Origin of the sequence: Mycolicibacterium confluentis, from assembly GCF_010729895.1 — a bacterium.
In the GTDB taxonomy this organism is placed as follows: Bacteria; Actinomycetota; Actinomycetes; order Mycobacteriales; family Mycobacteriaceae; genus Mycobacterium; species Mycobacterium confluentis.
The window spans coordinates 2,497,619-2,515,104 of sequence record NZ_AP022612.1 but is presented as its reverse complement, the minus strand read 5'-3'; the positions used below and the strand labels follow the sequence as shown (position 1 = coordinate 2,515,104).

Here is a 17,486-nt window from a genome sequence, read left to right as displayed (position 1 = left end):
TGGATTCTTGCGCATTTGAGCGCCCCTGGGGAGGGACAGCCCCGTGACATTCGATGGGGGTGAGTGTCACGGCCTGGAGTAACCTGCTGCACGCATCGACGACTACTCCGACATGGACCTCTAGAGAAGTGGGCGCATGAGCGAAAAAGTGGCTTTGGTGACCGGAGCGGCGGCCGGAATCGGCCGGGCCATCAGTCTGCGACTGGCGCGGGACGGCATCGCTATCGGCGTCCTCGACCTCGACAGAGTGGCCGCGCAGAAGACCGCGGACGAGATCATCGCGGCGGGCGGCAGGGCGACTGCGCTGGCCGCCGACATCTCGCAGCGTGAGCCGGTCCAGCGTGCCGTGGCCGAACTGCGGGAGACCTTCGGACCCGTGACCATCGTCGTCAACAATGCGGGAATCTCGGCCTATGTGCCGTTCCTCAAACTCACCGACGAGCAGTGGGATCAGATGCTGGCCATCAATCTCAAGGGCACATTCATCGTGACCCAGACCGTGCTCCCGGACATGGTCGAGGCGCAGTGGGGTCGCATCGTGAACATCTCGTCGTCCAGCGCACAGTCGGGCGCCGAATTGATGGCGCACTACTCGGCGTCCAAGGGCGGCATGATCGCGCTGACCAAGTCGCTGGCCCAGGAGTTCGGCAAGCACAACATCACCTGCAACAACATCCCGCCGCGATTCGTCATGAACACCGTGATGTCCGAGGCGTCGCCCTGGGCCGATCCCAAGCTGGGCGCCCGGGACACCATCGTGAATTCAGGCCCGATCAGGCGGCAGGGCGAACCCGAGGACATCGCTGGCGCGTGCGCCTACCTGGTGTCCGATGAGGCCGGATACGTCACGGGACAGACGATCGGCGTCAACGGCGGTCGCTACATCTGAGCCTTCGCCGGGATCAGTGAACGCGGCCAGAGGTCGAGTCCCGGCGCCTCACCAGATGCCTTGGCCTGCAGGCGATTCAGAATCAGCCGCAGGGGCGGCCAGGTGCTCCGCCCGCGTCGGGTGACGGCGAAGGCTGTCATCACCACACCTGGTCCGGGCAGCGGCAGGACGGTGATGCCCGGCTGGGTTGGGCGGTGCATCGGCAGCAGTCCGACACCGTAGCCTGCCGACACCAGGTCCTCGACCAAGTCGAGGCTGTCGATCTGATGGGTGATCCGTGGCTGAAATCCCGCCAGTGAGGCCAGGATTCGCACGGCCTCCTCGTCAGCGGTGTTGCGCGAGTTGACAATCCAGGACGCGTCGGCATAGGCGCGCAGGTCGACCACCGCCGGGGCCTGCCCCGGAACCGCCAGTCCCCACGGCGTGGTCCACAGCGCGACGAACTCCAGAACGGGATCCGCTGACGCGGGTGCGAGGTTGTAGTCGTACGCCAGAGCCAGGTCGAGGTCGTCGTCGACCAGCAGACGAAATGCCTCGAGGGGTTCGAACTCGCTGATGGTGGCCTGCACGCCGGGGTTCGTGTCGGCGATGTCCGCCAGCACGGGCAGCAGCGACACCCGGATGCCGGTGGCGAACCCGCCCACTCGGACGACGCCGACTGGATCGGCGCGCGGATCCAGATCGTCCGACCACCACCTCTGCGTCACCGAAGCCGACGTCGCGTGCGCCGCGTCCAATGCCGCCAGGATGCCGACAGCATGGCCTGCGAGTCGCCGCCCCGCCGGCGTCAACCGCACGCGGCGGCCTTCGGGTTCGATCAGGGCGGTGCCGGCCTCGGCGGCCAGTGCGGCAATCTGCTGCGACACCGTCGACGTGGACATCCCCTCCGAATCGGCGACCGCGCGCATCGATCCCAGCCGCGACAGGGCGAGCAGCAGACGCAGACGTCGCGGATCCATCCCACTATTGTTCAGCATTTCCGAACACACTGTCCACGATTATCACGTGGACAGGGACAATGAGCGAGGGCTTCAATGCAGGAGTGACATCGCATCCAGCCCGCACCGGCGCCGTCCTGGCCGTGATCTCCATGCTGTGCGTGCAGTTGGGCCTGGCCGTGTCGGTGTCGCTGATCGATCGCATCGGCGCCGAGGGTGCGGCATGGGTCCGGCTCACCTGGGCGGGATTGATCCTGTTGGTCCTCGTTCGGCCCAAGGCGTCGGCGTTCACCCGCCAGGCCTTCCTCACCTGTGTGCTGCTCGGCGTGGTGACCGCAGCGGTCACGCTGTTCTTCATGGCCGCCGCGGCGCGCATTCCGCTGGGGACCGCGAGCGCGTTGGAGTTCCTGGGGCCGCTGGGGGTGGCCGTTGCCACTGGTTCGGGGGCACGCCGGATCCTCTGGCCCGCCCTCGCGGCCGTCGGGGTCGTGCTCCTGACCGAGCCCTGGACAGGCGACGTCGACACCGTCGGCGTGCTCTTCGCACTGGCCGCCGCCGTGAGTTGGGCCGGCTACATCCTGCTGACCCAGCGTGCCGGGGACGCCGTGACCGGCATCAACGCACTGGCCGTGTCGATGCCCGTCGCCGGCCTGGTCGCCACCGTCACGGTCGGCCCCTCGGTGATCGGTTCGTTCACCCCCGAGTTGTTCCTGTTCGGCGCGGCGCTCGCGCTGCTGCTGCCCGTGGTGCCGTTCATCCTCGAACTCGTCGCCCTGCGCCGACTGACCACCGCGGCGTTCGGAACTCTGATGAGCCTCGAGCCGGCCATTGCCATGCTCATTGGACTGCTCATCCTCGCGCAGGTCCCGGGCCCGTCGGCCATCCTCGGCATCGGATTCGTGGTGGCCGCCGGAATCGGCGCCGCGCGTGCGGGGGCCAGGGGAGCGCCCGTACCTGCCGAGGCGGGCTGTTAGCCGCCGTCAAGCGCGCGAATCGTCAGCGGTGTAAGGCTTTTCGCTTTTGTCGAATGAACCCGTCATGCCGGGCGTGCCGCCGACATTCATACTGTACGTTGCTGTTGTGGAAGACGCAGAGATTCGTGCTTACGGCTCGGTCGCTCCCCTGAAAGTCGGGCTGCTGAACGATTATCCGACCCGATCCCACGTCGACGACGACACCGTCGACGCCCTCCGCATGGTGTTCGACGAGGCGGTCGCCGCAGGCGTCGTCGACCGCCCGATCGAACTGGTGCAGCGGGATGTGATCGGACTGCCGAACGGCACCTACCACGCGGTCGAGCGAGCCTACGACGAACTCGTCGACGAGGGATGCCTCGCCATCTTCGGACCGTACGTCTCCGACAATGCGGTACCACTGAGTGCGCACGCGGACCGAGTCGCCAAGGTGCCCAACATCATCCTGTCCGGGTCCGAGGGGGCGCTGGGTGAGTGGACGTTCGCGCTCAACAACGGGTCGATGCCCGAGGAGGGCCGGATGCTCGCAGCGATCCTGCGCGGGGACGGTCATCGCCGCATCGCCATTGCCTACGAGGGTTCGCTGATCGGCAAGGAGTATCTCGCCCATGCCGAACGCGCCTACGCCGACGCGGGACTGAGCGTCGTCACCACGGTGCCGATTCCGCAGGTGGAGACTGACAAGGTCGACGCCGTCACGCGTCTGCGGGCCGCCGCTCCCGACGCTGTCGTACACGTCGGGTTCGGGCACGGTCTGTGGGGGTTCAACGACGCGTTGGCCGCGGCCGACTGGGATCCGCCGCGTTACACGACCACGGCGTTCGAGATGGCGCACATCAGCGCAGACTGGTTCCAGCAGCTCGCCGGATGGATCGGGCTGGACAGCTACGACGAGCGAAACCCGGTGGGACAGAACTTCCTTGAGCGTTTCGAGGCCCGCTACGGCCGGCGGCGCAACTATTTCATGCCGGGACTGTGCGGCGATGTCGCCACCGTCATCGTTTTGGGCCTGGCCGGCGCACGGCCACTGACCGGCGAGGGGGTGAAGACCGCGATCGAGGACATCAAGTTGGTGCCGAGCGCCAGTGGCGCACCGGGCACCTGCCTGCGGTTCGGCCGTTTCATCCGGCAGGGCTGGATGGGGGTCGACTACCTGGTGGCGCGCAGAGTTCTGCCGGACGGCAGCGCCCACGTCTTCCACGCGGCGCCCAGTCAGCACATCTCAGAGATTGCCGGTTCCGGCTGACGGCAGCGCCCCGAACGGCAGGTCTTCGGCGGGCCGGGCCCGGCGACGAGCGGCTGGACGCTGTCCAGGCTCAGCGCGGAGTTGGCCTGCGCCGTATGCGAGGATGCGCGCATGATCGAACGGCCCGCGCACTTCAACCAGGTCGACGGAGCATTCCTCCCCAACCGGTATGCCCACAGCCACTGGGGTGATGACCACCTCAACGGTCCGGCGGTGGTGGGCCTGGCGGCTCGGACCCTGGAGAACCAGTTCGGTGCCGACGATCTGCATCCCGCACGCCTGACGGTCGACCTGCTGCGTCCCGCGCGCGGCGTCGCGACTCGGGTCGACACGCGCCTGGTGCGCGACGGACGCCGCATCCGCAGCGCCGAGGCCGATGTGGTGCAGGGTGAGGTGACCGTCGCGCGCGCCACGCTCGTGCTGTACCGGCGGTCCACCCCTCCGCCGGGCGAACTGTGGACATCCGACACGGACTTCACACCGCCGGTCGACTTCAATGCTGCCGACGAATCCACCGCGCCGTACACCGGCAGCGACGAATTGGGGTGGACGCGCAAGGTCGGAGATCACCAGAATGCCTCGCGAACACGGTTTTTCGACCGGGGCCTCAATGTCGTGGCGGGAGTGGACAACAGCCCGTTCGTGCGGGCGACCATGATCGCCGAGCAGACCAGCCTCACCACCCACCTCGGGTCCCGGGGCATCGGCTACATCAACGGCGACGTCACGGTCGCGCTGTCGCGCCTGCCGCGCGACAGCTGGATCGGCATCCAGGCTGACAGCCACTTCGCCGCCGAGGGGATCTCGGTCGGATCAGCCACCCTGTTCGACAGCGCGGGCCCATTCGGCACGGGACTCGTGACGGCCCTGGCCAATCCGGCCGCTCAGATCAACTTCGCCGCCGAGACCTTCCAGGGCCTGCGTATCTGAGCGTCGCGCACTCTCCCGGGCGCCCCTGATCAGCCCCACTCGTGGTTCATGGCCCGCGAATCGACCTCGGCATCAGGTGATTCGACGCGTTTGGCCCGCGATCCGGACAGCGCGATCAGCACTGTCGCCAGCGCCGCGGTGCCCGCGCCGGCGAAGAAGATCACCGTGAAACTGCTGTCCTCAGGCAACCCGGTGGCCGGCGACACATGCCCCAGGAGCACCGCGACCACCGCGGCCGCAACCGCACTGCCGACCGTGCGGCAGATCGCGTTCACACCGGTGGCCACACCGGTCTCACCGGCTTCGGCCCCCGCGACCACCAGCGCGGGCAGCGCGCCGTAGGCCAGGCTGATGTAGGCGTTGATCCAGACCCCGGCCAGGATCACCTGCCACGGCGCGACGTGCGCGAGCGCCATCACCACGAATCCGATGACGCCCGTGATCGCACCGGTCACCAGAACGGGTCGCGCACCGAACCGGTCGATCATCCATCCGCTGCCGGTGGCCGTCACGAAACCGGCGAACGCCCCCGGCAGCAGGAAGACGATGCTCGCGGTCAGGACTGTGGCCGAGAAGCCGTACCCGGTGATCTCGCGGGGCATCTGGACGAACTGGGTCATGCCGAGAAAGCCGAAGTACAGACCCATGCCGACGAAGATCGTGGCCAGGTTGGTCATGAGCATCGCGCGCCGGGTCAGCATCGCCACCGAGACCAGGGGATAGGCGCATCGCCGCTCCCAGACCCACCACCCGGCCAACACCACGACGCCGGCGGTCGCGCAGGCCAGGGTGGGCACCGAAAGCCACCCCCACGAGTTGCCCTGGGTGATCGCGAGCAGCACGACCGTCAGGCCCGCGGCCAACCCCAGCGCGCCCCACCAGTCGATCGTCCCGGCCCGGTCCCGGGCACGCGAGGGAACCATCACGACGACGATGGCGATCACGAGGACCGTGAAGGCCGTGGTCAGCCAGAACACTCGGTGATAGCCCGCGGACCCGCCCATCAGCAGACCCGTGACCACCAGGCCCACCCCGCCGCCGAAGCCCAGCATGCCCGACAACACGGCCAGTGCGCGCACCACGTGCCCTTCGGGCAGCTCGTCGCGCAGGATCGCCACGCAGATCGGGTAGAGCGAGAACGACACGCCCTGCAGGACGCGCGCCAGGATCAACAGGGGCAGCGACGACGTCGCCGCAGCCAACACCGACCCCACCAGCACGACGCCCAGCACCACCAACAGCACGTGCTTCTTGTTGTGCAGGTCGGCGAATCGGCCGATCAGGGGTGTCGAGGCGGCCGCGGCCAGGAGGTTGGCCGTGACGGCCCAGCTGACCGCCAGCGAGGACACGCCCAGCTGTTCGGCCATGACGCCGAGCGCTGGGACCACAGCGGTCTGCAGCAGGGCCACCGTCAGGGCCACGACGCTCAGGGAGAGGACCAGGGGAGCGGTGCTGCTGCGCTCACCGGTCCTCGTCACGCCCTCGATTATGCGCGGCGCGCACATGCCTCTCCCAGGGACCGTCGGCGCGTGGTCGAATGTGCGTGTGCACACCGAAAAGTCCCGCGCATTGACGGCCGAAGCGTTCTCCGGGCATCGCCCCACCGCTGCGGGGGACCTGTCGGTCGAGTCGCACGGCATCGCGCCCGTGCCGGAGGATCAGCGCTACGGCAGCCCGATGCGGATGTTCACGGTCTGGTTCGCACCACAGGTCACGATGACCGGGGTGTTCACCGGAACGCTGGCCATCGTGCTCGGCCTCGGCTTCTGGCTGGGCCTGCTCGCGATGGCGATCGGCACCGTGCTCGGCTCGCTGGTGGTGGCGTATCTGTGCACTTGGGGTCCGCGCACCGGCACCGCTCAGCTGCCCAATTCGCGCATGGCGTTCGGGCCGGCGGTCGTGCTGCCCGCGGCGCTGCAGTGGCTGTCCTCGATTGCCTGGGATGGCCTGGTCGGGCTGTTCGGCGGTGAGGCGCTGTCGCTGCTGCTCGGCATTCCGTTCTGGGTCGCGGTGCTGATCGTGTTGGCGCTGCAGGGCGTGGTCGGGTTCTTCGGGTATGAGGTGCTGCACCGGGTCCAGGCCGTGCTGACGGTGGTGTTGTTCGCGACGTTCGTCATGCTGGCCGTCGAACTGGTGGCGGGTCAACCCGTCGTCACCCCGCCGACGGTCTCGGGTCCCGATCTGGTGGGTGCTTTCGTCCTCGAGGTCACCATCGCCTTCAGCCTCGCCATCTCGTGGGCCAGCTACGCGTCGGACTTCAGCCGTTACCTGCCCGCGAAATCGTCCTCCCTGCGCGTGTTCGGCTTCAGCTTCGCCGGCATCGTGTCGGCCTATCTGTTCGTGCAGGGCATCGGCATCGCCGGTGCTGACCTCCTGGCCGACCACACCGCCGACGGGGTCCGCACGGTCATGGGCACCGGAATCCTCGGCATGATCGCGCTGGGTGCCATCGCGTTGGCCTCGGTGGGGTCGAGCGCGATGAACGACTACAGCGGGTCGCTGGCGCTGCAGACGCTCGGCGTCCGGGTCCGCAGACCCTTCTCAGCGGTGGTCGTGACCGTCCTGGCGTTCACGCTCATCATGTGGCTGCACGCCAACGACACCGCCACGCGATTCACCGATGTGCTTCTGCTGGTGGGCTATTGGATCCCGGCGTTCGTCGCGATCGTCGTGATCGACTGGCGGCTGCGAATCGGTGGCCGGCGCAGTCTCAACCCGGCGCTGGAACGGACCGCGGGCCCTGATGCCGCCGCGGCAGTCGTCGTGTTCGTGCTGTCCTACCTCGCGGCGATCCCGTTCATGAACACCTCGCTGATCCAGGGGCCGATCGCCAACGCGTGGCACGGCGCCGACATCGCCTACTTCGTCAACTTCGCCGTGGCGGCCGTGCTCTACGGCGGGTGGCGGTTCGCACGGTCCCGTGAGTCAGGCGCGCGGACCGCGGGGTGACGGCGGGCCGGGTTGCTGCCCCGCGGCGTCGCGGCGCCGGGCCGCCATCCCAGAGAGCGCTTCGAACACCACACGGTGCGCGGCGTTGACGGTCAACTCGGCGTGGTCGTAGGGCGGCGCAACCTCGACGACGTCCACCCCGACGACATCGTGCTCGAGGCACAGTTGCCGGACCATCCGCAGCAGATCGACGCTCGCGATCCCGCCCGGTTCCGGGGTTCCCGTGCCCGGTGCGTGCGCGGGATCCAAAACGTCGATATCCACTGAGATATAGAGCTTTTCGGCCTTGGCGAGGGCCTCGCTCACCGCCGTGCGCATGACCTCCTTGAAGCCGCGCTCCCAGATCTCCTGCATGGTGTGCCACGTCATGCCCTGCTCGAGCATCCATTCGAAGGTGTCCTGCGGCGGCCAGTAACCGCGCAGACCCACCTGCACGAAATGCGTTCCGGGCACGGCGCCGGATTCGATCAGCCGACGCATGGGCGTGCCGTGGCTGGCCAGATTGCCCTCGATCTCGTCCGCGGTGTCGGCGTGCGCGTCGAAGTGCACGATGCCGACATTGCCATACCCGTGCACGTCGGCGACCGCCGTCGCCGCGGGCCAGGTGATGGAGTGGTCGCCGCCCAGGATCACCGGCACGATTCCGCGAGAGGCGATGGTGTGCACCCGTTCCCGGATGTTGGCGTGGGACACCTCGGTTTGGCCGTGCGGGCAGTACGCGTCGCCGAAGTCCACCACCTCGAGCCAGTCGAAGATCTCCAGGCCCAGGTCCAGGTTGTAGGTGCCGGGTTCATAGGCCGTGGAGCGGATCGCGCGCGGGCCGAATCGTGCGCCGGGACGGTTGGTCGTCGCGATGTCGAAGGGTGCACCGACGATCGCGACATCGGGTCGCCACTCATCCAGCTGCTCGGGTTCGGTCAGGAACGGCCGCTGTCCGAATGACACCATTCCCGAGTAGGCGATCTCAAGCTGCTCAAGCATTCCCGGCGGCAGTTCACGGCGGGGATGGTCGTGGTCGTGGCCCATGGAGAGACCCTACGTCGGGCCTCGTCGTTACGTCCCAGGTAATTGCGGGCGGCCTTGGCGCGGCGCACCGTTGAGGTATGAGGAGCGCCGACACCACCCCCGTCATTCCCGGTTGGCTGCGTTTCGTGCTGAAGTCCGACCGGGCCGGATCCTCCTGGTACATCGGGGCCGGGTTCTTCTTCGCCCCACTGCTGGTGGTGCTCTCGCCGTGGCCCGCGCTGACCGCCGCGGCCTGGGTGAGCATCGGTCTTGCGGGCCTGTGGTTGGGCCTGCTGGGCATCGCGATGGCCACCGGTCTGGCAGTCGTGCTGAAATCGGGTGGCGAGATCCCCGAGGATTATTGGCGCAGCATCCTCGACTACCCGATGGAAGGTGGGCCGCGTGAAGGTCGCGATCCTGGACGACTACCAGAACGTGGCATTGGAGATGGCGGACTGGTCACCCGTGGCGGAGCGCGCTGAGATCACGGTCTTCTCCGATCACGTCAGCGACGCTGACGAGCTTGTCCGTCGATTGGAACCGTTCGACGTCGTGTTCGTCATGCGCGAGCGCACTCCGCTGCCCGCGGAGATCCTGCAGCGCCTGCCTCGGCTGAGGATGATCGCCTCGACGGGGCCGTTCAACGCCTCGATCGACACCGAGGCGGCCGGGCGCCTGGGCATCCACATCGGCACGACGGGTGGGTCGGCGTCCTCAACCGTGGAACTGACCTGGGCGCTGATCCTGGCGACGGCGCGGAACCTGGTGGGGGAGAGCATGTCCGTGCACGGCGGGGGTTGGCAGACCTCGGTCGGGCAGGAACTCGAGGGCAAGGTGCTCGGTGTGCTGGGGGTGGGGCGCATCGGAAGCCGCGTCGCGCGGATAGGTGCGGCGTTCGGTATGCGTGTCATCGCGTGGAGCCCGAATCTGACCAGGACCACCGCGGAGGCCGCCGGTGCGGAGTTCGTGGATCGGGACACCCTGTTCCGCACGGCCGACGTGGTGACCATCCATCTGCGGCTCAGTGAGCGGTCGCGGGGTCTGGTGGGCGCCGACGAGTTCGCCGCGATGAAGCCGACGGCCCTGTTGGTCAACACTTCTCGTGGCCCGATCGTCGACGAGGACGCCCTGGTGTCGGCGATGCGCGACGGGCGTATCGCCGGTGCCGGCCTCGACGTGTTCGACGTCGAACCGCTGCCGGCACAGCACCCACTGCGGACACTGCCCGGAGTGGTCGCCACGCCGCACATCGGCTATGTCGCCGATCGGCCCTACCGGATCTTCTTCCGGGACGCCGTCGCAGCGATCACCGACTGGCTGCAGTCAGTCCAGTGACGGCAGTTTGTCACGCAACCACTGCGGCCACACCTGCTTCGAGTAGGTGGTGGTGTCCACACACACGTGGGTCATCCGGCACTCGGCCAGCAGGACACCATCTCGGGTGATCGCGAAATCGCTTCGCAGGGAGGTATTTCCGGGCGGATGGACGGTCGTGCGCACTTCCAGCCGGTCATCGAACCGCGCGGGTGCCCGAAAATCCAGTTCGGCGCCGACCACGACGACGTCGACTCCCGCGGCCACCATCGACTCATAGCCGCCGACCAGCTCGCTCAGCGCCTCGGTGTGGGCCATGTCGACCCAGGTGAGGTAGTGCGCGTTGAAGACGCGATTCTGCATGTCGCATTCGACGTAGCGGACTCGCAGCGGCATGGTGAATGTCGCGGTCGTCATCAGCGGACCGTACCGGAGTGGGACAGCGCCGCCGCGGTGGCCTCGTCGGCGGGCAGGAACGCCTCGATACTCAACTCGGCCACCGTGAGATCCAGGGCCGTTCCGAACGTCGTCACGGTGCTCAGAAAGGTCAGTTCGCTGCCGTCCCCGGCCGTGAGTCGCAACGGCACGGCGACGCCGCCGAACTGGTCATCGGCCTCGCCGCCGCCGGGATAGGCCTCGAGTTCGGCGAGCAGTGCCGCCAGCTCCCCGCCTGGGGCCGCGGTGACCTCGCGGCGCAGGCGCTCAAGCAGGTGATGACGCCACTGCGCGAGGTTGCGGATCCGCGGCGCCAATCCGTCCGGGTGCAGGGCGATGCGCAGCGCATTCGGCGCCGCGAGCAGGTCGGGGGCGACGCCGTCGAGCAGCACCGCGGTGCCCGCGTTCGCTTCCACGATGTTCCATCCTCGATCGACCACCAGGCAGGGGTGCGGGTCGTAGGCCGCCAGGACGCGTTCGATGCCGGCCCGCACAGGCGCGAGTTCGGGATCGTCGAGTCGCCGCTCGGTGAACTCCGGCGCCAGACCGGCGGCCAGCAGCAGGTGGTTCTGCTCGCGGGGAGGCACCCCGAGTGTCGCGGCGAGGCGCAGCACCATCGCCCGGCTGGGCATCGAGCGACCGGTCTCGATGAAGCTCACATGCCGGGACGAGACGTCAGCGCCGATCGCCAGGTCGAGTTGGCTCAACCGCCGCCGTCGCCGCCACTCCCGGATCAGGGTCCCGAACGTGGCGGGTGCGCTCTGCAGGGTGCTCACCGGATCAGTGTCCCCTGTGTTTGGGCGCGGCTGACGGTCCTCGGCGATGGGCATGAGACGGTAGGAAGACTATGAGCACGCACGACTACGTGACCTATGAACAGTGGGGACGTAACTTCTTCGCCGTCGCCGTCACCGAGGAGCGGGTCGCGGCGGCCTTCGCGGCGATCGCCGGTGACGAGTTCGAGATGGGGCCGATGTCGCAGGGTCCGGGTGGACTCGCACGCGTCACCGCGAAGGTCAAGATCCGCGAACCGCACGCCACCAGGCACATTGCGGACACCATCACCTTCTCGATCCGCATTCCCCTGGAGATCGACCTGCTCGTGGACCTGCGGCTGGACAAGCAGCGGTTCACCGTCGACGGCGAGGTCGCGCTGCGCGCCACCGCACGGGCCGCCGAACCGCTGCTGCTCATCATCGACGTGGCCAAACCGCGCCCGACGGACATCAGCGTGCACGTGTCGTCGAAGTCCATCCGCGGGGAGATCGTGCGGATCATCGGCGGAGTCGACAGCGAGATCCGACGATTCATCGCGGCTCATGTGGCCGAACAGATCGACGCCCCGGAATCGCAGCAGGCACAGATCATCGACGTGGCCGAGCGCCTCGACGAGGCCTGGACCGGCGTTTAGCTGAGATCGTTTCCTCAGCTAACTGTTCTGGTAACGGTCTGATCGCCAACTGACACCGTCCTGACACCGGTTGGCATCGTTTCGATAAACCCGCATTTTGACGAAAGGGCAAAACCACCCCGGCGGATACGTTTCGGCGGAAGTTCAAACGCCGATGCCTGAGAGGCGGGGTATCCCATGTCAGAGACCGTACGACGTTCGGTCGCCACTGCGGTGGCAACCGGTGGCCTGTGTGGTGCCGTTCTGCTGTTCAGCTGGACAGCAGCGGCCAGGCCCATAGCGCCGGCGAGTCCGGGGGTGCCATGCGTCAACATCCTGCAGCAAATGGCCTCGAACCCGGGCAGCGTCACGGAGTCGTTGCAGAGCGCAAGCACATCAGTCACCGCCGGAACTCCGCCCGCGTCGGTCACGGTGCCCCCGGCGTCCACGAATGTGGTCACCAACATCCCGCCCGCCAGCGCGTCGACGCCGCCGGCCGCGGTCGTCGACTCCGCGTCGGCCGCCGTTCCGCCCACGTCCGCGTCAGGGGCGGTGCCCGCCGCGACCGATGTCGCAGCCGCAATCCCGCCGGCGTCCGGATCGGGAGCAGTTCCTGCCGCCACCGACGTCGCCGGGGCGGTGCCGCCGGGCAGCGCGCGCGGCGGCGTCCCCGTCGCGGGGGACGCGCCCGCGGCCATTCCGCCGGACCCAGCCGCCGCGGGGGCGGGCGCCGGTGACGGCGCCGGTGCCGGTGCGGGCGCGCCGGTCGATGCCGCGCGGATCGACACGAACTCCGGGCGTGCCGGCCATGAGGGCGGCGGCGAGGGAGCCGGCCAGGGCGCCGGACACGGTGGCGGTGACGGCGGCCAGCCCGGTCCCGAATCCGGTGACGACGGCGCTCGGCTCGACCAGAACGCCGGCGCCGCGGGAGCCCCCATCGATCAGAACGCCGGTGCAGCGGCACCGGCCGCGGTCGACGCCCCGCCGGCCGCCATCGATCAGAATGCGGCTGCCGCGGTGCCCGCCGACGTCCCCGCCCCACCCGCGGCCGTCGTCGACGAGGCCGCCGCGGTCGTGCCGGCCGACGTGGCGACCCCGCCCGCTGCGGTGGTCGACGACGCCGCTGCGGTGGTTCCGGTGGAGGCGGCCACCCCGCCGGCAGCCGTGACCGACAACGTCGCGGCGGCGATCCCGCCAGCCGCGGTCGACACCCCTCCCGCTTCGGCCGTGGTGCCCGTGGACACGCCCGGCGCGACGGTCGACGTGCCGCCGTCGGTGGTCTCCGACAACGCCGCGACGAATGTCCCGGTCACCACGGTGACGCCGCCGAACTCGGTGGTGACCGACGTGGTGCAGTCGGTGCCGCCGATCGGTACCCCCGGAACTCCCGGCACGCCAGGCTCTTTCATCCAGACGCCGGACATCCCGGGTCTGGAGATCCCCGGCATCTCGATTCCGGGCGCGAACAACTTCTCGCCGCCGGTTCCGCCGGTCTCGACTCCCGGTTCGACGATCACGCACACCGCGGGTACGCCCCCGGCCTCGATCGGGGTGCCTCCGGCGGGTGCGGACGTGTCGGTGCCCGTCGCGGCACCGCCGGTCGATGTCGCCGTGCCGCCTGCGGTGGTTCAGGATGCAATCGCGGTTCCTCCCGCCGTGGGCGGTACGCCGCCCGCCGTGGTCCAGGACGCCGCCGCAATTCCTCCCGCGGTCGGTGGTACGCCGCCCGGCGGTGTGGTGCGGGATGTTGCGGCCGCGCTGCCTCCCGGTGGTGCTGACGTCGTCGATGCCGCCCGCGGCGCAGGCGGAGCCGGACTTCCGCCAGTCGGTGATGCGTTGGCCGGTGGTGACGGGGGCGCTGCCGGTGCCGCACTGGACCAGGCGTCCACCCGGGCCGCCGATCATGCGAAGGATCTGGCCCTGCAGAACCTGCTGATGCCGGCCCATGACGGGGCGGGGAATCCGGCGTACACGATGCCGGAGTTTGAAATGTGGAAGCTGTCGGCGCAGTCGTCGCCGGAGGCGGTCGCGACCGCGTTCGGACGCGACCTGCAGGCCGCACAGTTGGCGTTGCCGATCGGCACGTCCGGTGGTCCCTCGCAGGGCATTCCGAACTCTGTCGCCACACCGTTGGCCATGATCTCGACCTACGGTGCGAACGGAGTCCCCGGTTCCGCCGGCGGCGTCCCGGGTGCGGCCACCAACGTCGTTGGCGGAGTTCCCGGTTCAGCCGGTGGTGTGCCCGGCGCGGCCACCAACGTCACCGGGGGAGTGCCCGGCGGCGCGGCGTCAGTGCCCGGTGGTGCCGGAACCATCGACAAGACCGCGGCACTGCCCGGTGCTCTCGCGGGAATCCCGGGTGCCCAAACCGTCACGACCTCGGCGCTGCCTCCGTTCACCTCCGCGCTGACCCCGGCGCTGGCGACGGGCGTGTCGGGCTTCGCGACACCCGGTATGAAGCTGCCGACGATCCCCGGCCTGCCGATCCCGATCCCGGGTCAGGTGGGGATGCCCGGTGACTTCATCTGCGCTGGCACCAACTGGTCGGCGTCGGAGCAGGGTGGCGCGACGGGACCCGGCGTCCCGCCCGCCACTCGGTTCACCGACTGATCAACGCGGTCTGGCCAGGTCTCGACTGATCACCAGGCGCTGAATCTGGTTGGTGCCCTCGAAGATCTGCATGATCTTGGCCTCGCGCATGAACCGTTCCACGCGGTAGTCACGGGTGTACCCGACACCCCCGAGCACCTGCACGGCGTCGGTGGTGACCTTCATGGCGGCGTCGGTGGCGATCAGCTTCGCCACCGACGCCTGCCGGGAGTAGGGCAGGCCCGCGTCGCGGCGACGGGCGGCGTCGAGGTAGGTGGCCCGCGCCGAATCCACCCCGGCCGCCATGTCGGCGAGCAGGAATCCGAGACCCTGATGGTCGATGATCTTGCGGCCGAACGTGGTTCGTTCCTGGGCGTAGGAGACGGCCTCGTCGAGTGCGGCCTGGGCCAGGCCGACGGCCACGGCGGCGATGCCCAGCCTTCCGGAATCCAGTGCGCTGAAGGCGATCTGCAGGCCCTGACCCTCGGCGCCGATGCGGCGTTCGGCGGGCAGGGACACGTTGTCGTAGTGCGCGGCCGTCGTCGGGACGGCGTGCAGGCCCATCTTCTCCTCGGGCTTGCCGAACGTCAGACCCGGGGTGTCCCGAGGCACCAGGAAGCACGAGATGCCCTGTGACCCGGTGCCTGTGCGGGCGAAGAGGTTGTAGAAGTCCGCGATCCCGCCGTGGGTGATCCACGCCTTCTCGCCGGTGATCGTGTAACCGTCGTCAGTGCCCGTGGCGCGACATGACAGCGCCGCGGCGTCCGAACCGGCCTGTGGTTCGGACAGGCTGTAGGCGCCGATCGTGTGTCCGCCGAGCATGTCCGGGAGCCACTTCGCCTTCTGCTCCTCGGTGCCGAAGGCAGTGAGCGGGTGGCAGGACAGGCTGTGCACGCTGACCGCGACCGCGACCGCGGCCCACCGTGCGCCGATCTCCTCGAGGACCTGGAGGTACACCTCATAGGGTTGGCCGCCACCGCCCCACTCCTCGGGGTAGGGCAGGCTGAGCAGTCCAGCCTCGCCCAGCGTGGCGAACACCCCGTCGGGGTAGGTCTCGGCGCGTTCGCATTCGTCCACGCGCGGGGCAAGGACCTTGTCGGCGACATCGCGGGCGAGCGCGATCAGGTCACGCGCATCTTCATTGGGAAGTAGTCGGTCGACGGGCACAGGGTCACCTCTCCACAGGCAGCAGTACTGAAGGTAACGATTCAGTACTGCTGACAGTACTACAGCAACCATCCCAGTACTGTTAGACCGTGAGCCCAGGTGATCCCCCCACATTTCCCACGGCACGCCGCGGTGCACTGTTTGATCAACTGCTCGCGCTGTTCCTCGACCAGGGATTCGTCCATCTGACCCTCGACGACATCGCCGCGCGCCTGCACTGCTCGAAATCCACGCTGTACACCCTGGCCCGCAGCAAGGACGATCTGGTGCGCGCCGTGACGGTGCACTTCTTCCGGGCCGCGACCGAGGACGTCGAATGTGCCGTCATCCCCGGAGCACCCGCCCGGGAGCGCATCGCGAGTTACCTCGCGGCGGTCGGACGCGCACTCGGGGCGGCCTCCCCGCAGTTCATGGCCGACCTCAACGGCTTCGCCCCGGCCCGGGAGGTGTACGAGACCAACACCCGGATCGCGTCCCGACGCGTGCAGCAGTTGATCGCCGACGGTGTCGCGGCAGGGGAGTTCCGCGACGTACACGCGGCCTTCGCCGCCGAACTCGCCGCGACCATGATGGTGTCCATCCAGCAGGGCCGCGTGCACGAACACACCGGCCTCGACGACGCGGCGGCCTACCGCGAACTGGCGGCGATCCTCACGGCGGGCATCAACGCCTGAACGCGGCTATACAAACACGACCCAACGTGTAACGTCATCCGCGCTATGGACCTCACCGGGATGCGCTTCACCATCACCCACCCGATGCACTCGCATCCGTACAACCCCGAAGTCGCCTCGGGCCAGGGGATCATCGACCTGGCCGTCGCGGCGGAGAAGGCGGGCTTCGCGGGCTTCGGGTTCACCGACCACCCGGCGCCGTCCCACCGCTGGCTCGAGAACGGCGGTCACGACGCGCTGGACCCGTTCGTCGCGATGAGTTTCGCCGCGGCCCACACCACCACGTTGCGGTTGGTCCCGAACATCATCGTCCTGCCGTACCGGAACCCGTTCGTGGTCGCCAAGGCCGCCGCGTCCCTGGACCTGCTGTCGAACGGCCGATTCACCCTCGCGGTCGGCGTGGGCTATATGAAGAAGGAGTTCGCCGCACTCGGCGTCGAATTCGATGAGCGCGCCGCGCTGTTCGACGAGGCGCTGGCGGCCATTCGCGCCGTCTGGACAACCGACGACCTGACCTTCGAAGGCGAGCACTTCACCGCGCAGGGCATCACCGCGCATCCCCGCCCGGTCGCGACACCGCATCCGCCGATCTGGATCGGCGGCAACACCGCGGCGGCCCGGCGCCGAGTGGTCGAGCACGGCGACGGGTGGTGTCCTTTCCCCGCGCCCGCCGGCCTGGCCCAAGCGGCCAGGACGGCGCCGTTGGACTCGGTCGAAAGGCTTGCGGAGGGGATCGCCGATCTGCGGCGCCGACTCGAGGAGGCGGGGCGCGACCCGCAGAGCGTGGACGTCGCCATCTCGCCGTTCCATCGCGCAGGCCCCGGCGACGACGACTTCAACGCCGACGCCCACCTCGCTGAACTGCAGCAGTTGGCCGACGCCGGGGTGACGTGGGTGCACGTGAGCATCCCCGGCGACAGCCTGACCCACGCGCTGGAAGCGGTCGACAAGTTCCGGGCGACGGTGATCGAGGCGATCTGAGCCCC

17 protein-coding genes are annotated in these 17,486 nt (G+C 68.8%); 11 read left to right on the top strand and 6 right to left on the bottom strand.

Going from position 1 to position 17,486, the window contains the following annotated elements:
- Nucleotides 1-136: 136 nt before the first annotated feature.
- Nucleotides 137-889 carry an SDR family NAD(P)-dependent oxidoreductase gene (locus G6N34_RS11675; protein WP_085151093.1) on the top strand — a complete coding sequence of 251 codons (753 nt, stop codon included), beginning with the start codon at nt 137-139 and terminating at the stop codon, nt 887-889.
- Here the strand turns inward: G6N34_RS11675 and G6N34_RS11670 are convergent.
- A complete protein-coding gene (locus tag G6N34_RS11670; protein WP_085151092.1) occupies nt 880-1,848 on the bottom strand; it encodes a LysR family transcriptional regulator in 969 nt (322 codons plus the stop codon). The genes G6N34_RS11675 and G6N34_RS11670 overlap by 10 nt on opposite strands.
- 59 nt (nt 1,849-1,907) lie before the next feature.
- Between G6N34_RS11670 and G6N34_RS11665 the strand changes: the two genes are divergently transcribed.
- The 3 genes from G6N34_RS11665 to G6N34_RS11655 all read left to right on the top strand — a co-directional run bounded on the left by G6N34_RS11665 (nt 1,908) and on the right by G6N34_RS11655 (nt 4,977).
- Nucleotides 1,908-2,801: an EamA family transporter gene (locus G6N34_RS11665; protein WP_276061736.1), complete on the top strand. Its 894-nt coding sequence runs from the start codon at nt 1,908-1,910 to the stop codon at nt 2,799-2,801.
- Nucleotides 2,802-2,865: 64 nt separating this feature from the next.
- Nucleotides 2,866-4,047 carry an ABC transporter substrate-binding protein gene (locus G6N34_RS11660; protein ID WP_276061735.1) on the top strand — a complete coding sequence of 394 codons (1,182 nt, stop codon included), beginning with the start codon at nt 2,866-2,868 and terminating at the stop codon, nt 4,045-4,047.
- A 111-nt stretch (nt 4,048-4,158) separates the two neighbouring features.
- The gene (locus G6N34_RS11655) at nt 4,159-4,977 is read left to right on the top strand and encodes an acyl-CoA thioesterase domain-containing protein (RefSeq protein ID WP_085151090.1); all 819 of its coding nucleotides are present in this window, start codon (nt 4,159-4,161) and stop codon (nt 4,975-4,977) included.
- 29 nt (nt 4,978-5,006) lie between these two features.
- Here G6N34_RS11655 and G6N34_RS11650 read toward each other — a convergent pair whose 3' ends face one another.
- On the bottom strand, nt 5,007-6,482 hold the full coding sequence (locus G6N34_RS11650) for an MFS transporter (RefSeq protein WP_085151089.1): 1,476 nt from the start codon (nt 6,480-6,482) through the stop codon (nt 5,007-5,009).
- On the opposite strand from G6N34_RS11650, the gene G6N34_RS11645 reads away from it, so the two are divergent.
- Nucleotides 6,481-7,926, top strand: coding sequence for a purine-cytosine permease family protein (locus G6N34_RS11645; protein ID WP_085151088.1), 1,446 nt, complete (start codon nt 6,481-6,483; stop codon nt 7,924-7,926). The genes G6N34_RS11650 and G6N34_RS11645 overlap by 2 nt on opposite strands.
- Here G6N34_RS11645 and speB read toward each other — a convergent pair.
- Nucleotides 7,903-8,952: an agmatinase gene (gene speB / locus G6N34_RS11640; RefSeq protein WP_085151087.1), complete on the bottom strand. Its 1,050-nt coding sequence runs from the start codon at nt 8,950-8,952 to the stop codon at nt 7,903-7,905. The two genes, G6N34_RS11645 and speB, sit on opposite strands and share 24 nt — an antisense overlap.
- A 77-nt stretch (nt 8,953-9,029) precedes the next feature.
- On the opposite strand from speB, the gene G6N34_RS11635 reads away from it, so the two are divergent.
- Nucleotides 9,030-9,413 (top strand): hypothetical protein, encoded by a 384-nt coding sequence (locus G6N34_RS11635; protein ID WP_234812832.1) that lies wholly within the window; start codon nt 9,030-9,032, stop codon nt 9,411-9,413.
- Nucleotides 9,379-10,266, top strand: a complete 888-nt coding sequence (locus G6N34_RS11630) for a D-2-hydroxyacid dehydrogenase family protein (RefSeq protein ID WP_085151086.1) — start codon at nt 9,379-9,381, stop codon at nt 10,264-10,266. The genes G6N34_RS11635 and G6N34_RS11630 overlap by 35 nt, the downstream gene beginning before the upstream one ends.
- On the opposite strand, the gene G6N34_RS11625 is transcribed toward G6N34_RS11630, so the two are convergent.
- Nucleotides 10,255-10,662 (bottom strand): acyl-CoA thioesterase, encoded by a 408-nt coding sequence (locus G6N34_RS11625; protein ID WP_085151085.1) that lies wholly within the window; start codon nt 10,660-10,662, stop codon nt 10,255-10,257. The two genes, G6N34_RS11630 and G6N34_RS11625, sit on opposite strands and share 12 nt — an antisense overlap.
- Nucleotides 10,662-11,456 (bottom strand): helix-turn-helix domain-containing protein, encoded by a 795-nt coding sequence (locus tag G6N34_RS11620; protein ID WP_085151084.1) that lies wholly within the window; start codon nt 11,454-11,456, stop codon nt 10,662-10,664. The genes G6N34_RS11625 and G6N34_RS11620 overlap by 1 nt, the downstream gene beginning before the upstream one ends.
- 71 nt (nt 11,457-11,527) lie before the next feature.
- Here G6N34_RS11620 and G6N34_RS11615 point away from each other — a divergent pair, with 71 nt between their 5' ends.
- Both G6N34_RS11615 and G6N34_RS28280 read left to right on the top strand, forming a co-directional pair.
- Nucleotides 11,528-12,091 carry a hypothetical protein gene (locus tag G6N34_RS11615; protein WP_085151083.1) on the top strand — a complete coding sequence of 188 codons (564 nt, stop codon included), beginning with the start codon at nt 11,528-11,530 and terminating at the stop codon, nt 12,089-12,091.
- Between the two features lie 324 nt (nt 12,092-12,415).
- Entirely contained in the window at nt 12,416-14,680 is a 2,265-nt protein-coding gene (locus G6N34_RS28280) for a hypothetical protein (RefSeq protein WP_133057736.1), read from the top strand.
- On the opposite strand, the gene G6N34_RS11605 is transcribed toward G6N34_RS28280, so the two are convergent.
- The gene (locus tag G6N34_RS11605; RefSeq protein ID WP_085151078.1) at nt 14,681-15,826 is read right to left on the bottom strand and encodes an acyl-CoA dehydrogenase family protein; all 1,146 of its coding nucleotides are present in this window, start codon (nt 15,824-15,826) and stop codon (nt 14,681-14,683) included.
- A gap of 89 nt (nt 15,827-15,915) precedes the next feature.
- On the opposite strand from G6N34_RS11605, the gene G6N34_RS11600 reads away from it, so the two are divergent.
- Both G6N34_RS11600 and G6N34_RS11595 read left to right on the top strand, forming a co-directional pair.
- A complete protein-coding gene (locus tag G6N34_RS11600) occupies nt 15,916-16,500 on the top strand; it encodes a TetR/AcrR family transcriptional regulator (RefSeq protein ID WP_085151077.1) in 585 nt (194 codons plus the stop codon).
- 60 nt (nt 16,501-16,560) lie between these two features.
- Nucleotides 16,561-17,481 carry an LLM class F420-dependent oxidoreductase gene (locus G6N34_RS11595; RefSeq protein WP_085151225.1) on the top strand — a complete coding sequence of 307 codons (921 nt, stop codon included), beginning with the start codon at nt 16,561-16,563 and terminating at the stop codon, nt 17,479-17,481.
- The last annotated feature ends 5 nt before the right edge of the window (nt 17,482-17,486 follow it).

Bases quoted from the DNA above. Each gene is read 5' to 3' on its own strand.
- G6N34_RS11675 (WP_085151093.1), top strand. From the start codon at position 137: ATGAGCGAAAAAGTGGCTTTGGTGACCGGAGCGGCGGCCGGAATCGGC.
- G6N34_RS11670 (WP_085151092.1), bottom strand. From the start codon at position 1,848: ATGGATCCGCGACGTCTGCGTCTGCTGCTCGCCCTGTCGCGGCTGGGA.
- G6N34_RS11665 (WP_276061736.1), top strand. From the start codon at position 1,908: ATGAGCGAGGGCTTCAATGCAGGAGTGACATCGCATCCAGCCCGCACC.
- G6N34_RS11660 (WP_276061735.1), top strand. From the start codon at position 2,866: ATGCCGGGCGTGCCGCCGACATTCATACTGTACGTTGCTGTTGTGGAA.
- G6N34_RS11655 (WP_085151090.1), top strand. From the start codon at position 4,159: ATGATCGAACGGCCCGCGCACTTCAACCAGGTCGACGGAGCATTCCTC.
- G6N34_RS11645 (WP_085151088.1), top strand. From the start codon at position 6,481: ATGCCTCTCCCAGGGACCGTCGGCGCGTGGTCGAATGTGCGTGTGCAC.
- G6N34_RS11650 (WP_085151089.1), bottom strand. From the start codon at position 6,482: ATGTGCGCGCCGCGCATAATCGAGGGCGTGACGAGGACCGGTGAGCGC.
- speB (WP_085151087.1), bottom strand. From the start codon at position 8,952: ATGGGCCACGACCACGACCATCCCCGCCGTGAACTGCCGCCGGGAATG.
- G6N34_RS11635 (WP_234812832.1), top strand. From the start codon at position 9,030: ATGAGGAGCGCCGACACCACCCCCGTCATTCCCGGTTGGCTGCGTTTC.
- G6N34_RS11630 (WP_085151086.1), top strand. From the start codon at position 9,379: ATGGCGGACTGGTCACCCGTGGCGGAGCGCGCTGAGATCACGGTCTTC.
- G6N34_RS11625 (WP_085151085.1), bottom strand. From the start codon at position 10,662: ATGACGACCGCGACATTCACCATGCCGCTGCGAGTCCGCTACGTCGAA.
- G6N34_RS11615 (WP_085151083.1), top strand. From the start codon at position 11,528: ATGAGCACGCACGACTACGTGACCTATGAACAGTGGGGACGTAACTTC.
- G6N34_RS28280 (WP_133057736.1), top strand. From the start codon at position 12,416: ATGGCCTCGAACCCGGGCAGCGTCACGGAGTCGTTGCAGAGCGCAAGC.
- G6N34_RS11595 (WP_085151225.1), top strand. From the start codon at position 16,561: ATGCGCTTCACCATCACCCACCCGATGCACTCGCATCCGTACAACCCC.